The following is a 20441-nucleotide window of genomic DNA, read 5'->3' as shown; positions in this document are numbered from 1 at the left end:
ATCGAGGGTATTTACAAGTACTATCAAACAGAATTAATTAAAATTTTAGAAGACAAAATTTCTTCATATTTGAAATAGTTACATCTAAAATTGAAGTCTTTGAAATCTTATATAAAAAATTAAGCTCATTTTCAGTTCTATATATAATCATTAACTGATAAATATAAATTACCTTATGGAAAATATTGACTAAGGTAAGCATTGTTATTTATAAGAGCCTCCTCTAATATTAATTTGTAATGATTGTGCCCATGTAATAATTTATCTCTATTGATTTTATCAAGAGTTATATCTATAAAAGTTTGTCTTGATATTTGGTTTATCGAGGCATTAATTGAGTTAATCATTTCACTTATAATAGTATTTGATTTACTCTTAAATCTACGAAACAAATGTAATTTTTCATAATGACTTTCAAGAAGTCTGAATAAACGAGGGTCTATATTATTTACATTTGACAGCCTAAAATCTACTTCTACTATGTTATTAATAATTATAACATCAGCAAATAAATATTGAACTGAAGGTAATAAATCAGTGTATAGATTTAAAAATAATCTATCCTGATTGTTTTTAAATCGATCTAATTTATATCCATTACATTCTGAACAAGCTGGTAATAAATTTTTTGGATTAACAGCAAATTCAACGAATTCAACCTTTGGGATAATATGATCTAATGTGTTAGCTGAATTGATTGTGCAATATTGACATATAGTTGAGGCTCTATTATCTAAAACTGTTGTCGCATCATTTTTGAAATTAACTAACTTAACTGCTTTAGAATTGTATAATTTTAATAAATCATTTTGATCCTGACCAATGTAACCATGAGCTATAAGTGAAACATGGTTATTAGCATCGTGAGCAATATTATATAAATCATAACATGCGTTAACATTAGGAATTAATAAAGCTAATCTTTGTTTAAAATTTGGATCCTTTTGTGTGTGTTTTTTAGATCTTACTATGTCATCTAAAAAATCATGAACATTCCTATTATATACATTAAGATTTTTCATCAATAATACTTTTTAAGTAAATACGTGCGTTTAAACTCAATGGAATATTTTCAGTTTCTATTACAGATAGTATTTCTTCATAACTTTTACCTGTCTTAGCTAATCGCGATAATATTTTTTCAAATTGATTGGGTACATCTCTATTACCGAATATTTCTTCTGTTATCATTGTAAGGTTTTCACCGAATGTTTCAACCAACGGTTTTCTGACAGAAATTACATTACTTTCCCTCTCCACTATATAAATATTTCTGGAAAGTAATTCTCTAACTATAATTGGTGAATGAGTTGCAATAATACAATATGATCGGAACTCTTGAGTTAACTGATAAATTGTATTTATTAGTTGTGATATTGCATTTGGGTGTAAATGTGTTTCCGGTTCATCATAAATGACTAGAGAATCAAATCTTATATTCGCTACAATTTCTGTTATTATATATAATAAAACACTCTGACCGGAACTTAATTTTTTACTTACACTATTGAAACCTTTTATATCAACGGTATACTCGAAAGAATTATCATTAAAAATAATAAACTCATTGATTAATTCTTCTTCCATAAAAAAATGTAGTAAGTTCTTCCATTTGTCAAATCTATTTTTTTCTTTGATTTTTTTCCATGAATTGTGAAATCTCAATTTTAGACCTCTTTCAGTATATAATTCACCTTTAGGGTCTCTTATGCCACAATAAACATAATTAAAATCCGCTGTCTTTTTAGGAATATCAAAAGTGTCAAAAGCACTATATGATACAGCTACAACTTTACTAAAAATGGGTCTTTTAGGAATAAAAGCTATATCATTTTTTTTAGATATATCAAGTGGTAGGGTTGTAATCAATTGGGTTTTTCCTGTTCCATTTTTTCCAATTATGGCAAATATTCTTGATGGAATACTTTTTTCAGAGTCAAAATTAAAGTCGATTGAGACAGAATCGCTAGAAAATTTTGGTTTAAAGGAGTATTTGAAACTGTACAAGCTTTTTATATCGTACCCTTCTAAACGATGTTTTGCTTCTCTTAGTAATTGTTCTTGTTCATCAAATCTAATTAATGAATTCCTGAAATAGTAATCATTTTCGAATTCCTCTAAAATTTCTGAAAAGAATGCAGCATCTTTCAAAGCCCATAAAATACTTTCATAGGTTTTACCAAATACTGTTTTAATATTCTCGTAAAATTTAAAATCAAAACCTAAGGAACAATAACTACTGTCCAAATTATAAAAACTGTCACTTAATATGTTCGAAATATTTTCGATTTCTTTAGTAATAATTTTGAGCGCACCTATTTCTACACATTGATCTACTGTTGGATAGTAAAAAAGAAAATAACCCGTATACTTGAAAAAATCGTTCCAATCTCTATCGTTAACAAGTACGAAGGAAGGAAAGACACTTGGTTTATCATGAGAGTTTGGATTATTGTAATATCCTTTAGGTAAGTTATCAATAAAAAATGGAATCTTATTTTGAATAATGTTTATGGGAGATGTGTCATTATCGTCATATATACTCACCTCATAGACTGGAAAACCTCCTTCTTCATATGAAACTAAACTATAATTTAATTTTCCTTTTTCTAAATATGGATTAATGATTGTATAAAACTTGAAAATATCATCTTCATCTTCCCTTAAACTAGGGTGAATAATTTTGTTTAAAAACTTGACAAAGGTTTCGGTATTATCAATAATATTAAACCTTTCTGTAAATACATATTCATATTCCCAATCATAATTATTTACCAAATGCTGATAAGCATCTTCGTAGGCATTTCTAAACCTTGAATCTTCGGAAGGCAGTGTTTTCAAATCAAACAAATCATCTAAGAACTTGATAACATTTTCTTCATCATCAGGCTTTCCAAATAGTTCTTTTTCCGCTAATAATACTCTTAAAATTTCTAATTTTAATTTACTTGAAAGTTCCAATATCTAACTTATTTTGTATTACAAAAATCAATTACAGAAAAGTACATGTACTTTCTGCAAATCTTTAAAATAAATTGTAAATCTAAAAACAAAAAGATAAATAGATTTTATAATTAATATATTTTAGATAAAAACTTATTAAAAATCTACAACCTAAGAATTTTCACAAGCATTATCCTAACTTCCTTTCTAATTTTTTTTTGTTTTTCTATGTTAGCGATTGTAGTTTTTTTGTTTTCTGTTAATTCTGCTAATTTATCTTTGTGGTGTTTTATACTTTTCAGAAAAACACCTGAAAAATCAGGAATAATAGAACGACTTATTCTAATTTTTAATTGCGGTTCAACTGCATTCTGCTGCTCTTTTAATAATTGCTTATTTTCTGTAAGAATTTTATCCCTACCAAATAGTAGCGGAACTTTCCTAGGTTCTTGATTCATCAAATCATTGTAGCAATACATTTTATATTCAAAGTTTTTTAATGAACCCAAAACAAAGGTTTCGGCTGCTTTTCTAAAATATTCAATAGGTTTGTTGGAGATACGATAACCTTTGAAAAACAACTTTTCATCTTCATAACGAATTTCATTATTTAAAAAACACTTTTCAAAATCAGGATACGGATTTCCGGTTTCATAATCAGCTACAATAGCTTTTAAAGTAGTCTGTATATTTTTATGAAAAGCATTCAACAATGTTATATGATCTTTACTACCTAACGTTTGGTTTTGTTGTATGGCATTTACAATATCTTTTGCTTTTACACCAATCTGACTTCCCTTGTATGCTTGATTGTTGTATCGAAACGAAACTCCGCTTAATCCATTTTTATTAAAAGTTGTTTGGCAAGCAATTCCTTTTTTTGAAAGTTCAGGCACTAATTGTTCAATTGTTTTTAAATACGATAAAATTCGTATCAATTCATCGTAAATAAATTGCTTGACATCTGAAATATTGATCGACTTATCTTTAAAAATTTTATTCTTAAGATTTGCTTTTTGCGTGAACTTATAACCTTTTTCAGATTCCGGATCATAAATAATAGTTCTCCCCTGGGTGTAGCGTAATTTCAACTGCTTCTCTACCTTATCGCAAGCAACCTGCAATCGGTTTTTAATGTAGCTCGTGTCTAAATTTTTAGCATTCAAATCCACTTTGTTGATGATCCAATGATAATGTTCCACATCTGTATCATTGTGTTGAACCAAAAGATATTGATTTTTTTCTCGGTGAAAATTAATTTCCTGTAACGCAAGGTGCATTGCTTCTATGCTTTTTTCCAACGGCAACTTTTCATCTTTATGAAAACTAAAAGCAATGTGAAGCACAGGGCGAGAACTTTTGGAATTAGAATCTGCAATAAACCGCATTTGTTTAGCAATTTCAGAAGAAGTTCCCCAAATATTATTTTGCTCCACTACAACAGGTTTTTGATGAGCTGGTAAATTTTTCTCATGCTCTTTTAACGCATAAGAAATTGCACCCTTAAAACCTGTACCTGTATTTGAAAATGCAATCATGGATCGAATACTTTATTAATTTTTTGTAATAGCTCCATAATGATTGGAAGCTCTTTTTTTTGATGTGCATACCTTGTTAATTGATTTAAATTATTTGCCAAACCAATCAACGTTTTTCGTTCTAAGATTCCATCGGAAATTTCATTGCTTGACTTTGCCCAAGCTTGTCCATTTAGCAAAAATTGTCTAGCTAAATCAGAAATACTTAAACGGTATTTTTCAGCATTTTTTTGAATCTGTTTTTTTTCAAAAACACTAACTCTAATAACAATCACTTGATCTCTTATAATATCTTTTTTATTCATTTTTAAAAGTTTAAAAAATTAGCGAAGCGTGAAGATTTTTCGCTCCGCAGGACAAGGGTCGGAAATAGGATATACAATTAGTGAAGCGATTTGTATATACATTTCAGCCCCTTGCTTCCACGAAACGTGTTTATAATTTCCGTTTAATCCCAATGGGAGTTTTCTTTATGAGAAACTCATTTATATCTTTTGCATTTGGATATAAATTCCGAAAATCCGAAGATTTTCCTTTCCATTTATCAAGCAACTTTTGTGTTGCTTTCGAGCCAGCTTCGTCTGAATCTAATGCTAAAAATATCTGTATATATTTTTCAGTAACCGGATCAATTTTAGAATGAAGTGCTAACGAATTAAGGATTAAATAATCATGCACTTTTTCCATTTTTGGATGCAATGTTAGGAGTGCCATAAAGTCGCTCCAGGATTCTAAAATGACCACTGATTTAGAATCGTTATTTAAATGTGTAAACCACTTTTTACCCAAACAAATTTTCACGTATTTGTTACGAATTTCAAATCCGTTGGAATCATTTTTAAATCCAACTCCAAAATATTTTTTGTTGTTAATTTCATAATTTACCTCGAATAAATACTTTTTACAAATTTCTAAATGTAGTTTTCTGCTTTTCAAATAATTTAATAAAATAGGATTAGACAAACATTGTACGCTGGTTATTTCATAAGATTTTTTAAGATTCGTTTGCTCGGTTAAAACCGGAACAGTTTGCTGTTGAAAAGAAAATGAACTGAAATCATTCCGAAGAATGTTTAACGCATTAGAAATATCACATTGAAAATATCGCATGACAAAATCTATAGTGTTACCACCAAAACCTTCTCCAAAATCGTAAAAGATGTTTTTCCGAATATCAACTTTAAAAGAAGCTGTTTTCTCTTTTCTAAAAGGACTTAAATACCATATATCGTGGTTTGATGTCCGTATTTTACAAGCTCCTATTTTATCCAAAATAGAAGTAAGTTGTATGTTTTTTGCTGTTTCGCAATTCATGTTGTAGTAATTAAAGATTAGAATTTTAAGTGAGTTTGATGCAAAAAGAGCTTAAGTAACTGATTAAATACACTTTGATCTGCATCAACACCTGCATCATTGCATCACTTTATTTTTTGTCTACATCAGTTTTGCATCAAAAAATGACTTTTTAAAGTTTGATGCAAACTTTGATGCAATCCTTTTTTCTAAGGTTTACAAGGCTTTATCATCATTTTGCATCAAAGCATCAAATAATTTATAAAACAAAAACTTTTTAATGGTGTAAAATCGTCCTCTACGATCTACTTTTATAAACTCGCCATGTGACAATAGTTCAATTCCCTGATAAGACTTTGTATTATCTTCGGGATTGAAATTCCATCGTTTCAAAATATTTCTTATTTCATTAGCAGAAATAGAAATTTTGCTGTTGTGCCTGCGCAACAAAAGATAAAGATCGTTAGGAGCTACTTTAAGTTCTTCTTCATCTATTTTCTCAAAACATTCATGCAGAAGCTCTAAAATCAATATTTCTTCTTTATTACGATTGACCAATTTCAGTAAAGAAGCTGTCATGATTTGTTCGGGTTTAAACCACATGCGTGTTTTTTGTTCAGAAAAATATTTTCTTGTTTGAAGGAACTTCAGAAAATAAGGGATTTCTTTATACAGCTTTTTAAGAAAGAATACATCTTCGGTTTGAATGGGACGAATCTTACGAATCCAAAAGCGAATTTCTTCTTCGTCTATTTGGATAAAATTATCTTCATTGTTTGAACAAAGAATGAACTTGGCAAAAAACTCGATTTCCTGACGGTCTTTTCCTTTAGCTTCAATTTTGTCTTTGTCGGTTGTCGATAGATATTTCAAGCGTTCTGTAATTTCTTTTTTATCAAAAAACACTTCGTCAATAGCGACAATCAACATACTTGCCCAGTCAGAATTAAATTGCGAACCAAACGAATCGCCTTTAATGTACGTCATGTTCATACCGAAGATAGCTTTCAGCCATTTGATAAATGAACTTTTACCAGTGGAGCGTTCCTTACTTACCAAACAAAGAATAGGCAGCGTCTGTGTTGGTTTTTCGTATAAAAGTTTAATGTAATCCAACCCGAATTCTTTTTGCTCGCCAAAAATGTGGTACATAAACTGTAGCGAATTCGGAATGAGCTTTTCGAGTTCCTCTAACGAGAACTTTTTGTCAATGGGCTTCATAGGAAGCTCATTGTACGTATTATAAAAATCACCAACGATTTGTGCGTAGCCAAAATGGTTGGGGATGCAGCAAAATCCGTCTAACTTAAGTACTTTGTTTAAAAATGATCTACCATGATCGGAAATAATAGTTTCCCGGTTCCAGCGAACCATAACTTTAACTTTATCGCCCGAAATTAAGGGCTTATCGATTATTTTGAAATAAGAAGTGCCGACTCGGATATATGGAATATCTAAATTCATAAGATGTAGTATTAAAATCCTTAATTCAGGATTTATTAAAAAGATGGAGAAAGAAATTTTTGCTCAAAAAGAATGACTATTTCTTCCATACAGAAGCGTGAGCATTTTCTAAGTCTTCTGTGGTGCTCATGATCTCTCCATTTAAATAGTCTAAAAGATCTTCTTTTCTAAAATAAATTTTCTTTTGTCCTTTTTTCTTTGAATACCTAATCTTTCGTTGATGGGTAAGTTGATAGATGTATTTAACTTCGATTGATAAAAATTCAGCTGCCTCTTCAGAGGAGTAAATATCTTTACTGTTTAAAGATAATTTCATCAATGCTTTCTCAATAAAAGCGTCTTGCTTCTTTGAAAGTTCCTGAACGATTGACTCTAACCGATCAAGTTTGGAAATAAAAATTTTGTTGTCCATGATTCTGATGTTTTGAATTATGGAGCAATTTTACAGCAGTTCTGAAGCGTAAAAAATCGTTTAAAAAAGATTTACACGAACAAAATAACCTAAAATGAAGTTTCAATAGAGAGGTTAAATCATTATGTCTTATTTCTTATGAATAGAAAAGACTTTTGTAATCGCATTTTACATTGGTACTAATCCAATTTTTCAAATAATCGCGTAAAATCGTTACTATGTAACGTTTTTTCTCCGCTGTTAATAAGAACGTACGTATTCAAAAATTCTACGATTTTTGTATTGGTACGTTCTTTAATTTCTGAATTCCAATTATTTTGAATATTGAAAACGCCTGCTAAAATTTCAACTATGGATTGTTTTGAATTCCTCTTATTATTAATTTTTATTAAAATCGATTTTGGTTTGATTTCAATTCCATTACACAATTTGTATAGATTATCAATAGACGCTTGATCTTGAAAAACAGGAAGACTTTTCTCAATAATCAATTCGAATACCCTGCGATCTATTTGTTTAATTATATCACCGTTCAGTAAATTTATTGAATCTTTAAAACTGACACCAAGAGGAGTAAACGGTAAAGTAGGACTAATTGGTAAAGGTTCAATAGTATCTTCGAATACGATCTTTTTTTCTTTTAAAATTTCTCGAGGATTCTGGAAATAGTTTCTAACTAATTTTATACTGTTTTTTGGCGTCTTCATTTCAAATAAGTACAAAAGCAAAAACTGAATTAACGCAAGTGTAAAAACATTGAATGTTATATTGTACGTATTGGAGTTATCAAAGATATCATTGCTGTATAAAATTCCTATAAAAGTGGATAGTAGAAAAAGAACCAGCAAAATGAACAATCTGCTTTTGTTTACACCTTCATAATATTTTAATTTCTCTTCTACATACAAATTCACAAATACCGGCTTAACAATAAAAAACAACCTTAAGAGCAGAAATATAGGAATGAATATTCTTGAAAAAACTAAAACAAAGGATAAGAAGTATATGTAAGCAGTCATGTAAGATCATTTAGCTTTCATAAATATAAAAAAAATAAGTGATAGTGAAAGAAATGATGTTCGTCAAATGTTAGGGAGTAAAAAATAAAAAAGCCTTTACATTTCTGTAAAGGCTTGATTCTGAGAGTGGTCCCACCTGGGTTCGAACCAGGGACCACCTGATTATGAGTCAGGTGCTCTAACCAACTGAGCTATAGGACCAATATTTTTACAACTTTGGTTTGTTGTGGTCCCACCTGGGCTCGAACCAGGGACCACCTGATTATGAGTCAGGTGCTCTAACCAACTGAGCTATAGGACCGGCGTCAATGGTTATTAACGAGTGCAATATTAAGGCAAATTCTACATTCTTACAAGCATTCTAATAAATTTATTTTATCTCTTGACAAAGTTCTATCAAAACGCCATTTGTAGTTTTAGGATGTAAAAATGTAACTAATTTATTATCAGCACCTTTTTTTGGAATTTCGTTAAGAACTGTAAATCCTTCATTTTTTAAACGTTCTATTTCAGAAACAATATCCTCAACATCAAAAGCAATATGATGAATTCCTTCGCCTTTTTTTTCTAAAAATTTAGCAATAGGTGAATCTGGATTTGTTGCTTCTAACAATTCAATCTTATTTGGACCGTTCATAAAAAAAGAGGTCTTTACGCCTTCAGATGCTACTTCTTCTTCTTTATAAGCTGGAGCTCCAAATAATTTTTCGAAAATTAAATTTGAGGTTTGTAAATCTTTTACCGCAATTCCGATATGTTCTATTTTTCTCATGCTTTTTTAATTGTAATATGATACAAAGATAAATATATCTGCTTAAATTTTGTATTTTTGCAGCATGGAAACAAACAGACAGAAAAAAATGGGTGCTTTATTACAAGGTGACTTAGTTGACATCTTACAAGGTGAAGTACGTAAAAACGGAATATCTAATTTAATTATATCCGTTTCTAAAGTAACCGTAACTACTGATTTATCTATTGCTAAAGTTTATTTAAGTATTTTTCCTAACGAAAAAGCTGCTGAATTGTTAACTGCAATTAAAACTAACGCACCGTTAATTAAACATGATTTAGCGCAGCGTGTAAAAAATCAATTACGTAAAGTTCCGAATTTAATGTTTTACATCGATGATAGTTTAGATTATATCGAAAAAATTGACAATGCATTAAAAGCTGAAGAAAATCCGATTGTTGATAGAGATTTATTAGCACGTAGAAAGAAAAAATAACTTGAACGTACCTTTTTACATAGCCAAACGTTACGCTTTTAGTCAAAGTAAGACCAAAGCAATTAACACAATTACTAAAATTTCGACCTTTGGAATTATAGTAAGTGCTATGGCATTATTTGTTGTTTTATCTGTTTTCAGTGGTTTAAAAACATTCAACCTTTCGTTTACAAACGAAATTGATCCTGATATTACGATAGAACCTATTCATGGAAAATCAATTTCTTTAACTGAAAATGAAATTCAAAAAATAAATAATCTAAAAGAAATTTTAGCATATTCTTGCGTAGTTGAAGAACGAGTTGTTTTTAATTTTGGAGAAAAACAATTAGTTGCTAACATCAAAGGTATTGATTCTTTGTATAATAATGTAACTAAAATTAGCAATCATGTAATTTATGGAGATTGGCTACTTCATAATACAAATCAAGTTGTTTTAGGTCAAATGATTGCAAATAACTTATCAGTCGGAACTTATTCTGAAGATAAATCCCTAGAAGTTTTGGCGATGAAACCTGGTGAAGGTGCATTTGATTCTCCAGAAGATGCTTATAACAAATTCAACATTCATCCAATTGGTATTTATTCTCTTCAAAATTCAGATGTTGATGGAAAATACATTTACGCCGACATTCGTTTAGCTCAAGAACTTTTGGAATGGAATAAGAATCAATATTCAAAAATTGAATTCAAAATTGCAAATGAATTTTCAGAAAACCAAGCTAAAAAAGCTTTAGTACAAATTTTTGGAGATAAATATCAAATAAAAAATCGTTCCGAGTTAAATGCGAGTTTGCACAAAATGCATCAAACAGAAAGCATTGCTATATATTTAATTTTCACCTTAGTTATTATCGTCACATTGTTTTCGTTAGCTGGAGCATTAATCATGATGATTTTAGAAAAAAAAGAGCATCTAAAAACATTGAATGATATTGGAGTTAGTATAAAAAATTTAAAACGAATTTTTCTTTTTCAAGGAATGCTTCTTTCTACACTTGGAGCATTTTTTGGTCTGATATTAGGCTTCCTTATTGTTTATCTACAATATAAATTTCAATTCATAACCATTTCAGAACAAGTCCCATATCCTGTTGAAATTAATGTTTTGAATATAATTATTGTATTTTTTACGATATTTATTTTATCGTTTTTTGCATCACTTCTAGCATCAACACGTATAAATAAAAAATATTTATACACTTAAATCAATATTTTTTCGGTTTTAACAAGTATTTTTTTTGATATTAAGAATTATTTAATAAATTCGTTTTTATTTAATTAATAACTTTTTATGAAAAAAATATTTAAATTATTCGCTATTTCATTAGTATTTGTACTTCCTATAGTTTCATGTACCACTGATGATGAATCTGCTAAACAAGCGCAAACAGACAAAGAATCTTTAGAGATTCCAGGTGATGAAGGCAGTTCAAATATTCAACATAATCAGTTAGCATTATACGTTTCAGCTAGCAATGTAAGTGCTGGTTCTCTAGTTAGTTTCACAACTGTTTTAAACGGAGAAGATGTAACTAACGAAGTAACTTATTACGTAAATGATTTACAAATTGGAGGAAGTTCAATTACATCTGCTTTTCCTGGTACTTTTCGAGTTAAAGCTAAACTAAATGGTTATATTGATAGTCCAACAGTAACTGTTGTTTATGTTGGTGGATAATTCAATTCCAAATTCAACCAATAATTTTTATATTTAGAATCCAAACAATCAAGTATTGTTTTGACTTTAACAGTAATTTATTGAAGTTTTTTGTCACAATAATACCAAATAACTATTTACATTTTAAAAAAGTTTTATACTATCGATTTTAAAATAAAAGTTACGATGGTAATCAATAAATTATTTTTTTTTATAAATTAGAATATTTTCTTAAAGTTAGCTCTAAGAAACCTGCTAAATTTAACATTAACAAATAAGCATTATATAACAAAAACTCTAGTTAAATACAACTAGAGTTTTTTTTTGTAGCCTATTAAAAAATGATATTGATTTTTTATTCATAAGAGAGTTCAAAATTGCTATATAAAATATTTGTTCAGTTAAACAATCGAAATAAGTACAATTTTTATCGCTTTAATCATTTAAATAACATTTTCTATTTAGTTTTATAAATGAGATATTTATGCAAAACTTCTTCAAAATACTTACGATTCGAACTAGAAAAAAGAATAAAAACAAATCAATGAGCAATACCACTTTACTACATACAAAAAGCCTTTCAGAAAACTGAAAGGCTTTTTGTATTTATATAAATTTAGATTATTTCATATCATCAAATTCATCAACATAATTCTCATTCGGAACGTAGTCAGCTGAAATTAATTCAGAATAATTGTCTTTATCTTTTTTACCAAATCTTCTACCAATACTATCAAAAATAGAATAAACAACCGGTACAATAATTAAGGTTAAGAATAATGATGATAATAAACCACCAATAATTACAATTGCTAATCCTCGGTTTGTGTCAGCTCCATCACCTGTAGCCATTGCAATTGGTAACATACCAATAACCATCGCAATAGTCGTCATTAAAATCGGACGGAAACGCGCATGATTTGCTGCAATTAAAGCATCATAAACACTAGCTCCTAACTCAATTTTATGATTCGCGAAATCCACTAACATAATCGCATTCTTGGCCACAAGTCCAATTAACATAATGATACCTAAAATAGTAAAAATATTTAACGTCTCGTTTGTTAATGCTAAGAACAATAAAGCTCCAATGAACGATAATGGAATTGAGAATAAGATAATAAACGGTTTAGAGAAACTATCATATAAAATTACCATTACAGAATAAACTAATAAAATAGCAGCTAATAATGCAATTCCTAAAGTACCAAAACCTTCATCTTGGTTTTCTTTATTTCCACCCCATTTAAAAGTTACCCCTGGTTTTAATTCTAATTTTTCAAATTGTGCTTGCCATTCGTCAGCTAAAGTACCCGCAGGTTTTCCAACAACTTGAGATTGAATAGAAACCGATGGAGATTTATCTCTACGCTCTAATAACGATGGTCCAGAACCATAAGTAACATCAGCAAATTGGTCTAATGTAATACTTTCTCCATTACTGTTTATGAACTTAGTTGATTTCACATCATCAATAGTACCTCTACCCATATCGTCATAACGAATATTGATATCGTACTCTGTATCACCTGCTCTAAATTTTGTATCTGTATTACCAGAGAAAGCTGTTTGCATTGTTCCCCCAACTGTTGCAACATTTAAACCTAAAGAGTTCATCTTATCACGGTCTAATTTAACTACAACCTCTGGCGAACCATCTTCTGAAGTCAATTTAATTTGAGAAGAACCTGGAATATTAGCTAATAATTCAGCAGCTTTTTCAGCATATTCTAATGCAACTTCTTGCGTTGGAGCAATTACAGTTAAGTTTAATGGCGCTTGTTCTGCTCCCATTAATCCAACATTAATAGTTTTAACTTTTGCACCAATAGCAATGTTTTCCATTTCACGTTTTAACCTAGCCGCATAAACTTTTGTTGGCTCTTTTTTCTTATGTCCATCTTCTAAAAAGACTTGAATTTCACCTTTATATTTAGTTCCTGAAGTTGACATCATTCCATCTGAAGATTGACCTACAGTAGTAATAATTTTATCTATTTCAGGTTTTTTAGCTAAATAAGCTTCCGCTTTTTGAATCAAGATATTGGTCTGCTCAATTGACGCATCTTTATCTAACTCAAACTGAACATAGAATTCTTCTTTATCACTCGCTGGGAAGAAATCCCCTCCAATATAACCTGCACCAACTAATCCTAAAGAAGCAAAGAACATAACCAATGTAATTGCTAAAGTGATAATCTTATTCCATCTGTTTTTTAACGACCAAACTAAGATTCCAGAAATTCCGTGAGTTAATTTTGATAAACCAGCTTCAAATCCGTTTAATATTTTTCCGAAGAAAGAATGCTTACTGATGTGTTGTAATTTACCAAAACGAGAATATAACCAAGGCACAACTGTAAATGACACCAAGAACGAGAACATTGTTGCAATCATTACTGTTACACAGAACTGACGTAAGATATCAGAAACCAAACCAGTTGATAGCGCAATTGGTAAGAATACTACCACAATTACCATGGTAATCGCTGTTACTGTAAATCCAATTTCTTTTGCACCATCGTATGAAGCACGAACTTTATTTTTACCCATTTCCATGTGACGGTGAATGTTTTCGATTACCACAATGGCATCATCCACAAGAATACCAACCACAAGCGAAAGTCCTAATAATGACATTAAGTTTAAGGTATAACCAAACATTTTTAATGCAATAAAAGTAGCAATTAACGATAACGGAATTGCAAATGTTGCAATTGCAGCATCACGTAAACTGTGTAAGAAGAATAACATAATAAATGCTACTAACACAACCGCAATACCTAAATCGACCATTACGTGGTCTGCAGCATTGATGGTATAATCTGTTGAATCGGATGCAACAGAAATTTTAATATTCTGGTCTGCATAATCTGTCTGAACTGTTTCGATAGTTTTCTTAACTAGATTCGAAACTTCTACCGCATTCGCATCAGATTGTTTAAACACCTGTAATAAGATGGTATTTTGCATATCGATACGTGCAATCTTTTCAACGTCTTTAATTCCGTCAGAAACCTCAGCAATATCACTTAAACGAATGGTAGCTCCTGATGGAGTTGTTATAGGTAAATCGCGCATTTGTTCTAACGAACTGAATTTACCAGATAAACGAATCGTTGTTTGATTGTTTCTTGTTTTAATATTTCCGGTAGGAAAATCTAAGTTGGAAGCCGCAAGAATTTGTTGAACTTGATTAATAGTTAAACCGTAACCTGTAAGTTTTTCAGGAAAAACCTTAACTTGAATTTCTCTTTCTTCACCTCCAACCATGTCAACTTTTGCAACACCATTAATACGTGCAAAAACCGGCTGAATTTTTTGGTCTAATAAATCGTATAATTCTTTTTCTGTTAAATTCGATGTTACCGAAAGGTTCATAATCGCCACATCATCTAACGAGAATTTACTTAACGATGGCGTTTTGGCATCGTCGGGTAAATCGTTGACTACGGCATTAATTTTACGTTGAGCATCGGTAAGCAGGAAATTTACATCGGCGCCAGTATTTAATGTAATCATAACCACAGAAACACTTTCCATTGATTTTGATTCAATTTTCTTAACATTTTCTAGCGACGAAACTGCATCTTCGATTACTTTGGTTACAGAGGTTTCTACCTCTTCTGGAGCAGCTCCAGGATAAACCGTTTGTACAGTAATTACGTTTACGTCAAACTTTGGAATCAGCTCATATCCTAAAGAGAAATACGAAGCGATACCACCCAGTAATAGTAACGAAAAAAGTACTATAATTACACTGGGTCTTTTAATTGATATTTCAGATATTTTCATTTACAAATTCTTTATTTGATGATTTCAACTACTGCTTCGTTTACTAAGTTAATTTGTCCTGAAACAATAACTTGCTCACCAGCTTTTAATCCAGATGTAATTTCGATTAAATCGCCAAAAGTTCTACCAACAGTAACTTTAGTTAAATATGATTTTCCGTCTCTTAAAACAAAAACTTCATTTGAACTAACTGAACCAACAAATGCGTTACGAGAAACTACTAATACGTTAGACATTTGCGAATCTCCAAAATATGCATTTCCGTACATACCAGCTTTCAATTCGTTATCTGGATTATTTTGAATTTCTAAGTCAACTGGGAAATTTAAACTTCCGTCTGCTTTAGGTGCAATGAAAGTAATTTTTCCTGTGAACGTTTTTCCTGTTAAAACTGGAGATTCAACTTTTATAGCTTGACCAATTTTTAGACTTCCGACATTTTTTTCGTCAACATTTACACGTAATTTTAAAGTTGATACGTTCACGATTTCGAAAACTTCTTGACCTGGATTAACGTAAGAACCCGGTTCGATATTTTTCTTATTTACAATTCCAGAGAAAGATGCAGTAATATTAACATCAGATGCCGTAATTTGAGCACTCTCTAAATTATTTTTAGCGTTAACCAATTGTAATTTTACATTATCTAATTGTTGTTTGGTAACTCCACCAGTTGCATAAGCGCTTTCAAAACGAGCTACTTCAGCTTTAGCATTGTTATAAACTGCCTGAGCATTTGCTACACTAACATTTTGTTTATCGCTTTTAACGACTGCCAAAATTTGACCAGCTTTCACAAACGAACCTTCAGAAACATTAACACGAGAAACAACACCTGGAGTTTCTGTAGAAATTTTCACATCTTGTTTAGGCATAAAAATACCATTAGCAATATATTGTCCGTTAACTTCTTTAAATTCAACAGGCTCTACACGAACCATTATCGCTGCATTTTTCTCAGCAACAATTTGTGTTTGCATTTCAGCAGTTGCTTTGTTTTTATTCAATACATACATAATTCCAGCTAATGCAGCAATTACAACGATTCCAGTAATGATTACTTTTTTCATATTTATGTTTCCTATTTTATTTCGTTAATGAATTTAATTCTCCTTTAGCTTTAATTAACTGAACTTCTGCCAGTTTATAATCTAATAAAGCATTTGTTTGATTGTTTTGAGCATCTGAATACGAAGTCTCAGCTTCTAACAAATCTGTTAATGTTGCCAAACCGTTTTTATAGTTATTCTCAACATTTTCTAAAACTTGTTTCGCCAATTGCACGTTTTCTTTTTGTGTATTTAAAGTAATTAATGAGTTTGTAATTTGTGCTTTAGCGTTTTCGAATTCTAAACTTAAACCTAATTTAGCATCATTCACATCAGCATTAAATTTTTCAATATCCACTTTTGCTTGTTTGATTTTTGCTCTATTTACACCACCATTAAAAATTGGAATATTTAAATTTAAACCAACTGAAGCATAATCTGACCAATATGCATTTGGATAATGTTGAAACCAAGGCATTTTATCTCCAATTCCTAAATAACCGTAATTACCTGTTAAACTCAATGTTGGATATCCTTGAGCTATAGTAGCTTTTAAATTCAAGTCATAAAGTTCGCCTTGTTTTTCTAACAATTCAATTTCGGTTCTGTTTAGGCTTGTATGTGCATCTTCAACAAAAGCTAAAGAAGTAATTTCAAACGTATTTTCAGGAAGTTCAATCTCATTATTAATATCCATTCCGATTAAATACTTCAATGAATTTTCTTGTAATTCTAATCCATTGATTAATTGTTGTTTAGAACTTATAACATTATTTAAAGTTACATTCATACGGTCTAAATCAATTTTTTTAGCTAAACCACTATTAAATAAACTTTGAATTACATCACGAACACGTGTTGTATTTTCGATTGTTTTATCTAAAGTTTCAATCTGAGACTTAGTTTTATACAATTCGTAATAAGTTGAAGCTACTTTCTCAATAACCTGCTCGTTTGTTAACTTAGCATTAATCTGATAAAATTCACGCGTTGATTTAGCAGCTTTTAGACCTGTAAATACAGCCTGATTAAAAATTTGTTGATTTAACGAAACCGAAGCTGTTGATTGCCATGGTTTACCCATTTTAATTACTTGAGAAGTTCCACCAAAATCTAAAGCTGTTTCTTGTAAAATAGCGTTATAAGTTAAACCACCATTTGCACTGATTTGAGGCAGCGCACTTGCTCTAACTTCGTCAATCATAAACTCGCTATTTTTGACATCTAATTTAGCTTTTATAGCTTCTGCTTTATTTTCTAAAGCGAAATTTACCGCATCTTTTAGCGTTAAAACTTGTTGCGCCTGAACTATATTTCCGAACAGTAAAGCAACTAAAGCAACTGTGAGCTTTTTCATATATTTAATTTATTTCTTTTAAAATTTGTTCTAAAACTTCTAATCCTTTTGGAGTTACAATTCCTCTTAAATGATATTCCAAAAATTTCATATTTAATTCTTCTAACGAACTCATCTTTAATGACTCTTGAAATAATTCGTTGTGCAAAAAAGAAGATGGCAATGCAAAAAATATTCTTCCTATAAAATCAATATCAATATTTTTTCTGTATAATCCCAACTCTACTCCTTCTGTAAGATTTCTTATAATTGTTGTATCAAAATCTTTATGTCTTTTATCTTCAATCCATTTAGATAAATCTGGATAATATTTATTAAATTGATAAATAGAACTTGGTTGAATATTGTGTCCTAACAATTCAGATACACATTCTCTTGTTTCAAAATACTCGTGTATTGGTGTTTCGCATTTTCCTGATATTTTTTTCATTCGGTTAGAAGCAGAATCATAAACATACTCAACCGTTGCTTTAACTAACTCGTTTTTTGAATCAAAATGTTGATAAATCGTTTTTTTAGAAATTCCCATTTCTTTAGCTATATCATCCATAGTTATGGATTTAAAACCATGGACAACAAACATTTTTAGCGATTTATTTAAAATTGCTTCTTTCATAAATCATTTTTTAAAAAATTCTAGGCAAAGTTAACAGAAACTTTTTATACCAAAAAAGTTTTCTAGGTTTTTTTTTATTAATTTTAAGTTAAAAAAATAAGCTTATATTTGCCATAACTTACAAATAGCAATAAACTTAGGAAATGAATTCAATTTCAAAATACAAAGAGATTACCTCAAAATATATCAGTTCATTAAAAATTGAAAAAACGCCAAACGAACTTTACGACCCAATCAAATACATTTTGTCGCTAGGCGGAAAACAACTTAGACCAGTTTTAACTCTTTTCACAGCAGAAATTTTCGGCGCTAAATATGAAAAAGCATTATATGCAGCAACAGCCATTGAACTTTTTCATAATTTTTCACTTATTCACGACGACATCATGGACGATGCACCTTTGCGCAGAGGTCATAAAACAGTTCACGAAAAATGGAATATCAATACCGGTATTTTATCTGGAGATGCAATGCTTATTTTAGCATATCAATATTTTGAAAATTACGAACCACAAATCTTTAAAGAATTGGCGCAACTTTTCAGCAAAACAGCTTTAGAGGTTTGTGAAGGTCAACAAATGGATATTAATTTTGAAACTAGAACTGACGTTTCTGTTTCTGAATACATTAAAATGATTCAATACAAAACTGCTGTTCTAGTTGGCGCAGCTTTACAAATGGGTGCAATTGTTGCAGAAACTTCAATCGAAAACAAAAAGGCTATTTATGATTTTGGTTTAAATCTAGGGATTGCCTTTCAATTACAAGACGATTATTTAGATGCATTTGGGGATGCCACTACTTTTGGAAAACAAATTGGAGGAGACATTTTAGAAAACAAAAAAACGTACCTTTATTTACTTGCCTTAGAAAACGCAAATACAGAACAAAAACAGGATTTACAAACTTGGTTTGCATCAACTGAAAACAACAGTCAAGAAAAAATAAACGAAGTAAAATATATTTTTGAAAATACTAAAGCAACATTAGCTACACAAAAACAAATAGAAGATTACACGGACAAAGCTTTAGCTATTTTGAACGATTTAGAAATAAACGAAAATCACAAAAACGAATTGCGTATTTTTGCTTTAGAATTAATGAACAGAGCTGTATAAATGGATAAATCGATTTCATTATTAAATACCGAATTAACAAACAAAGCATTACTTGACCAATTAATTCTTCAGCTTAATAAAGATTTTTATAGAGCCACACAAGAAGAAGTTGTTCCAAGTAATGCTTCTGTATTTGAAATAGTCGCTAATCTTGAAATTCAATTAAAAGTGATAGTCGATCAGCATCCAAATAAACTTTCAACTCTTTTGTATTTAATAGATATTCCCGAACATGAAGTTCATAAAAACCTAAAAGAAAACCCCGACCAAATGATCGAGGTTTTATGTTATTTAATTTTAAAGCGCGAATGTCAAAAAGTATATTTTAGAAATAAACTCTAACAAATGGCATCCAAGATTGTGAATACACATAGTTATCTGTTTTATACAAAACATTATATCTAACTCCTACGGTAACATTATTGGTACGATATCCTGCTCCTAAAAACAAACCGGTATTCCAAAAATTATCTTTAAACTTACCGTAATAATAACCTTGAGAATAAATATCAATAGCATTATTCACACGTAATTGTTCTAATTCTGCAGAAAGTTGAAATTGAGGAATTGGTGTATATAAACCAATTAAATTAATCCCGTAAGAACTACTTCTATAATAATCTTTTGATTCTACATAATTATATTGTAAACCAACTCCAGCAGCAAGTTTATCTGTAAAATGATAAATTCCACTCGGTGCAATTGAAATATCAGTAAAATTATTACCAAAAGACAAACCTAAACCTCCACCAAATTGTACATGATCAAAAAAATCGCTTTTAACTTTTCTTGGTTCATTATTTTGAGGATGTGTAACTTGAGCATTTATTTCATTCTGAACTAATAATCCAGAAAAAAGTAATATCCATATAATTTTTTTCATAATCTTATTTTTTTTACGTTACAAAGTTAGCATTTTATTTCGCTTACACATAAACAAAAAACATA

Annotated in this window: 19 protein-coding genes and 2 tRNA genes; 5 read left to right on the top strand and 16 right to left on the bottom strand. The window is 30.0% G+C overall.

Features of this window, described 5'->3' with window-relative positions; all coding sequences use genetic code 11:
* Positions 1 to 173: 173 nt before the first annotated feature.
* The 11 genes from HW119_RS08110 to mce form a co-directional block, all read right to left on the bottom strand.
* The gene (locus tag HW119_RS08110) at positions 174 to 1022 is read right to left on the bottom strand and encodes an HNH endonuclease (RefSeq protein WP_177763095.1); all 849 of its coding nucleotides are present in this window, start codon (positions 1020 to 1022) and stop codon (positions 174 to 176) included.
* On the bottom strand, positions 1009 to 2961 hold the full coding sequence (locus tag HW119_RS08105) for an AAA family ATPase (protein WP_177763093.1): 1953 nt from the start codon (positions 2959 to 2961) through the stop codon (positions 1009 to 1011). The genes HW119_RS08110 and HW119_RS08105 overlap by 14 nt, the downstream gene beginning before the upstream one ends.
* Positions 2962 to 3107: 146 nt before the next feature.
* Positions 3108 to 4481, bottom strand: a complete 1374-nt coding sequence (locus HW119_RS08100; RefSeq protein ID WP_177763090.1) for a relaxase/mobilization nuclease domain-containing protein — start codon at positions 4479 to 4481, stop codon at positions 3108 to 3110.
* A complete protein-coding gene (locus HW119_RS08095) occupies positions 4478 to 4786 on the bottom strand; it encodes a plasmid mobilization protein (protein WP_177763087.1) in 309 nt (102 codons plus the stop codon). The genes HW119_RS08100 and HW119_RS08095 overlap by 4 nt, the downstream gene beginning before the upstream one ends.
* 130 nt (positions 4787 to 4916) lie before the next feature.
* Positions 4917 to 5795 carry a toprim domain-containing protein gene (locus HW119_RS08090; RefSeq protein WP_177763084.1) on the bottom strand — a complete coding sequence of 293 codons (879 nt, stop codon included), beginning with the start codon at positions 5793 to 5795 and terminating at the stop codon, positions 4917 to 4919.
* 195 nt (positions 5796 to 5990) lie between these two features.
* Complete coding sequence (locus HW119_RS08085) at positions 5991 to 7238, bottom strand: primase-helicase family protein (RefSeq protein ID WP_177763081.1); 1248 nt, start codon at positions 7236 to 7238, stop codon at positions 5991 to 5993.
* Between the two features lie 76 nt (positions 7239 to 7314).
* Positions 7315 to 7650: a helix-turn-helix domain-containing protein gene (locus tag HW119_RS08080; RefSeq protein ID WP_177763078.1), complete on the bottom strand. Its 336-nt coding sequence runs from the start codon at positions 7648 to 7650 to the stop codon at positions 7315 to 7317.
* Between the two features lie 179 nt (positions 7651 to 7829).
* Positions 7830 to 8357, bottom strand: coding sequence for a hypothetical protein (locus HW119_RS08075; RefSeq protein ID WP_177763075.1), 528 nt, complete (start codon positions 8355 to 8357; stop codon positions 7830 to 7832).
* 439 nt (positions 8358 to 8796) lie between these two features.
* A tRNA-Ile gene (locus tag HW119_RS08070) sits at positions 8797 to 8870 on the bottom strand.
* A gap of 26 nt (positions 8871 to 8896) precedes the next feature.
* Positions 8897 to 8970 (bottom strand) — tRNA-Ile (locus HW119_RS08065).
* Positions 8971 to 9039: 69 nt separating this feature from the next.
* Positions 9040 to 9441, bottom strand: a complete 402-nt coding sequence (mce, locus tag HW119_RS08060; RefSeq protein ID WP_177763072.1) for a methylmalonyl-CoA epimerase — start codon at positions 9439 to 9441, stop codon at positions 9040 to 9042.
* A gap of 64 nt (positions 9442 to 9505) precedes the next feature.
* Here mce and rbfA point away from each other — a divergent pair, with 64 nt between their 5' ends.
* The 3 genes from rbfA (at position 9506) to HW119_RS08045 (ending at position 11579) form a co-directional block, all read left to right on the top strand.
* Positions 9506 to 9898 carry a 30S ribosome-binding factor RbfA gene (gene rbfA, locus HW119_RS08055; RefSeq protein ID WP_177763068.1) on the top strand — a complete coding sequence of 131 codons (393 nt, stop codon included), beginning with the start codon at positions 9506 to 9508 and terminating at the stop codon, positions 9896 to 9898.
* A gap of 1 nt (position 9899) precedes the next feature.
* On the top strand, positions 9900 to 11105 hold the full coding sequence (locus tag HW119_RS08050) for an ABC transporter permease (RefSeq protein WP_177763065.1): 1206 nt from the start codon (positions 9900 to 9902) through the stop codon (positions 11103 to 11105).
* A gap of 87 nt (positions 11106 to 11192) precedes the next feature.
* Positions 11193 to 11579: a hypothetical protein gene (locus HW119_RS08045; RefSeq protein ID WP_177763062.1), complete on the top strand. Its 387-nt coding sequence runs from the start codon at positions 11193 to 11195 to the stop codon at positions 11577 to 11579.
* A gap of 600 nt (positions 11580 to 12179) precedes the next feature.
* Here HW119_RS08045 and HW119_RS08040 read toward each other — a convergent pair.
* The 4 genes from HW119_RS08040 to HW119_RS08025 are packed head-to-tail and all read right to left on the bottom strand — an operon-like array spanning position 12180 to position 18375.
* The gene (locus HW119_RS08040; protein WP_177763059.1) at positions 12180 to 15353 is read right to left on the bottom strand and encodes an efflux RND transporter permease subunit; all 3174 of its coding nucleotides are present in this window, start codon (positions 15351 to 15353) and stop codon (positions 12180 to 12182) included.
* 11 nt (positions 15354 to 15364) lie between these two features.
* Positions 15365 to 16423, bottom strand: a complete 1059-nt coding sequence (locus HW119_RS08035; RefSeq protein ID WP_177763056.1) for an efflux RND transporter periplasmic adaptor subunit — start codon at positions 16421 to 16423, stop codon at positions 15365 to 15367.
* 16 nt (positions 16424 to 16439) lie between these two features.
* Positions 16440 to 17759: a TolC family protein gene (locus tag HW119_RS08030; RefSeq protein ID WP_177763053.1), complete on the bottom strand. Its 1320-nt coding sequence runs from the start codon at positions 17757 to 17759 to the stop codon at positions 16440 to 16442.
* A 4-nt stretch (positions 17760 to 17763) separates the two neighbouring features.
* The gene (locus tag HW119_RS08025) at positions 17764 to 18375 is read right to left on the bottom strand and encodes a TetR/AcrR family transcriptional regulator (RefSeq protein ID WP_177763051.1); all 612 of its coding nucleotides are present in this window, start codon (positions 18373 to 18375) and stop codon (positions 17764 to 17766) included.
* Positions 18376 to 18518: 143 nt separating this feature from the next.
* Between HW119_RS08025 and HW119_RS08020 the strand changes: the two genes are divergently transcribed.
* Both HW119_RS08020 and HW119_RS08015 read left to right on the top strand, forming a co-directional pair.
* Entirely contained in the window at positions 18519 to 19493 is a 975-nt protein-coding gene (locus HW119_RS08020) for a polyprenyl synthetase family protein (protein ID WP_177763048.1), read from the top strand.
* Positions 19494 to 19835, top strand: a complete 342-nt coding sequence (locus tag HW119_RS08015; protein WP_177763046.1) for a hypothetical protein — start codon at positions 19494 to 19496, stop codon at positions 19833 to 19835.
* Here HW119_RS08015 and HW119_RS08010 read toward each other — a convergent pair.
* The gene (locus HW119_RS08010; RefSeq protein ID WP_177763043.1) at positions 19819 to 20376 is read right to left on the bottom strand and encodes a hypothetical protein; all 558 of its coding nucleotides are present in this window, start codon (positions 20374 to 20376) and stop codon (positions 19819 to 19821) included. The two genes, HW119_RS08015 and HW119_RS08010, sit on opposite strands and share 17 nt — an antisense overlap.
* Positions 20377 to 20441: the final 65 nt, after the last annotated feature.

It is taken from the genome of Flavobacterium sp. I3-2 (assembly GCF_013389595.1).
Taxonomy (GTDB): Bacteria; Bacteroidota; Bacteroidia; order Flavobacteriales; family Flavobacteriaceae; genus Flavobacterium.
The sequence above is the reverse complement of the archived record's forward strand: the minus strand, read 5'-3'. Positions and strand labels throughout refer to the sequence as shown.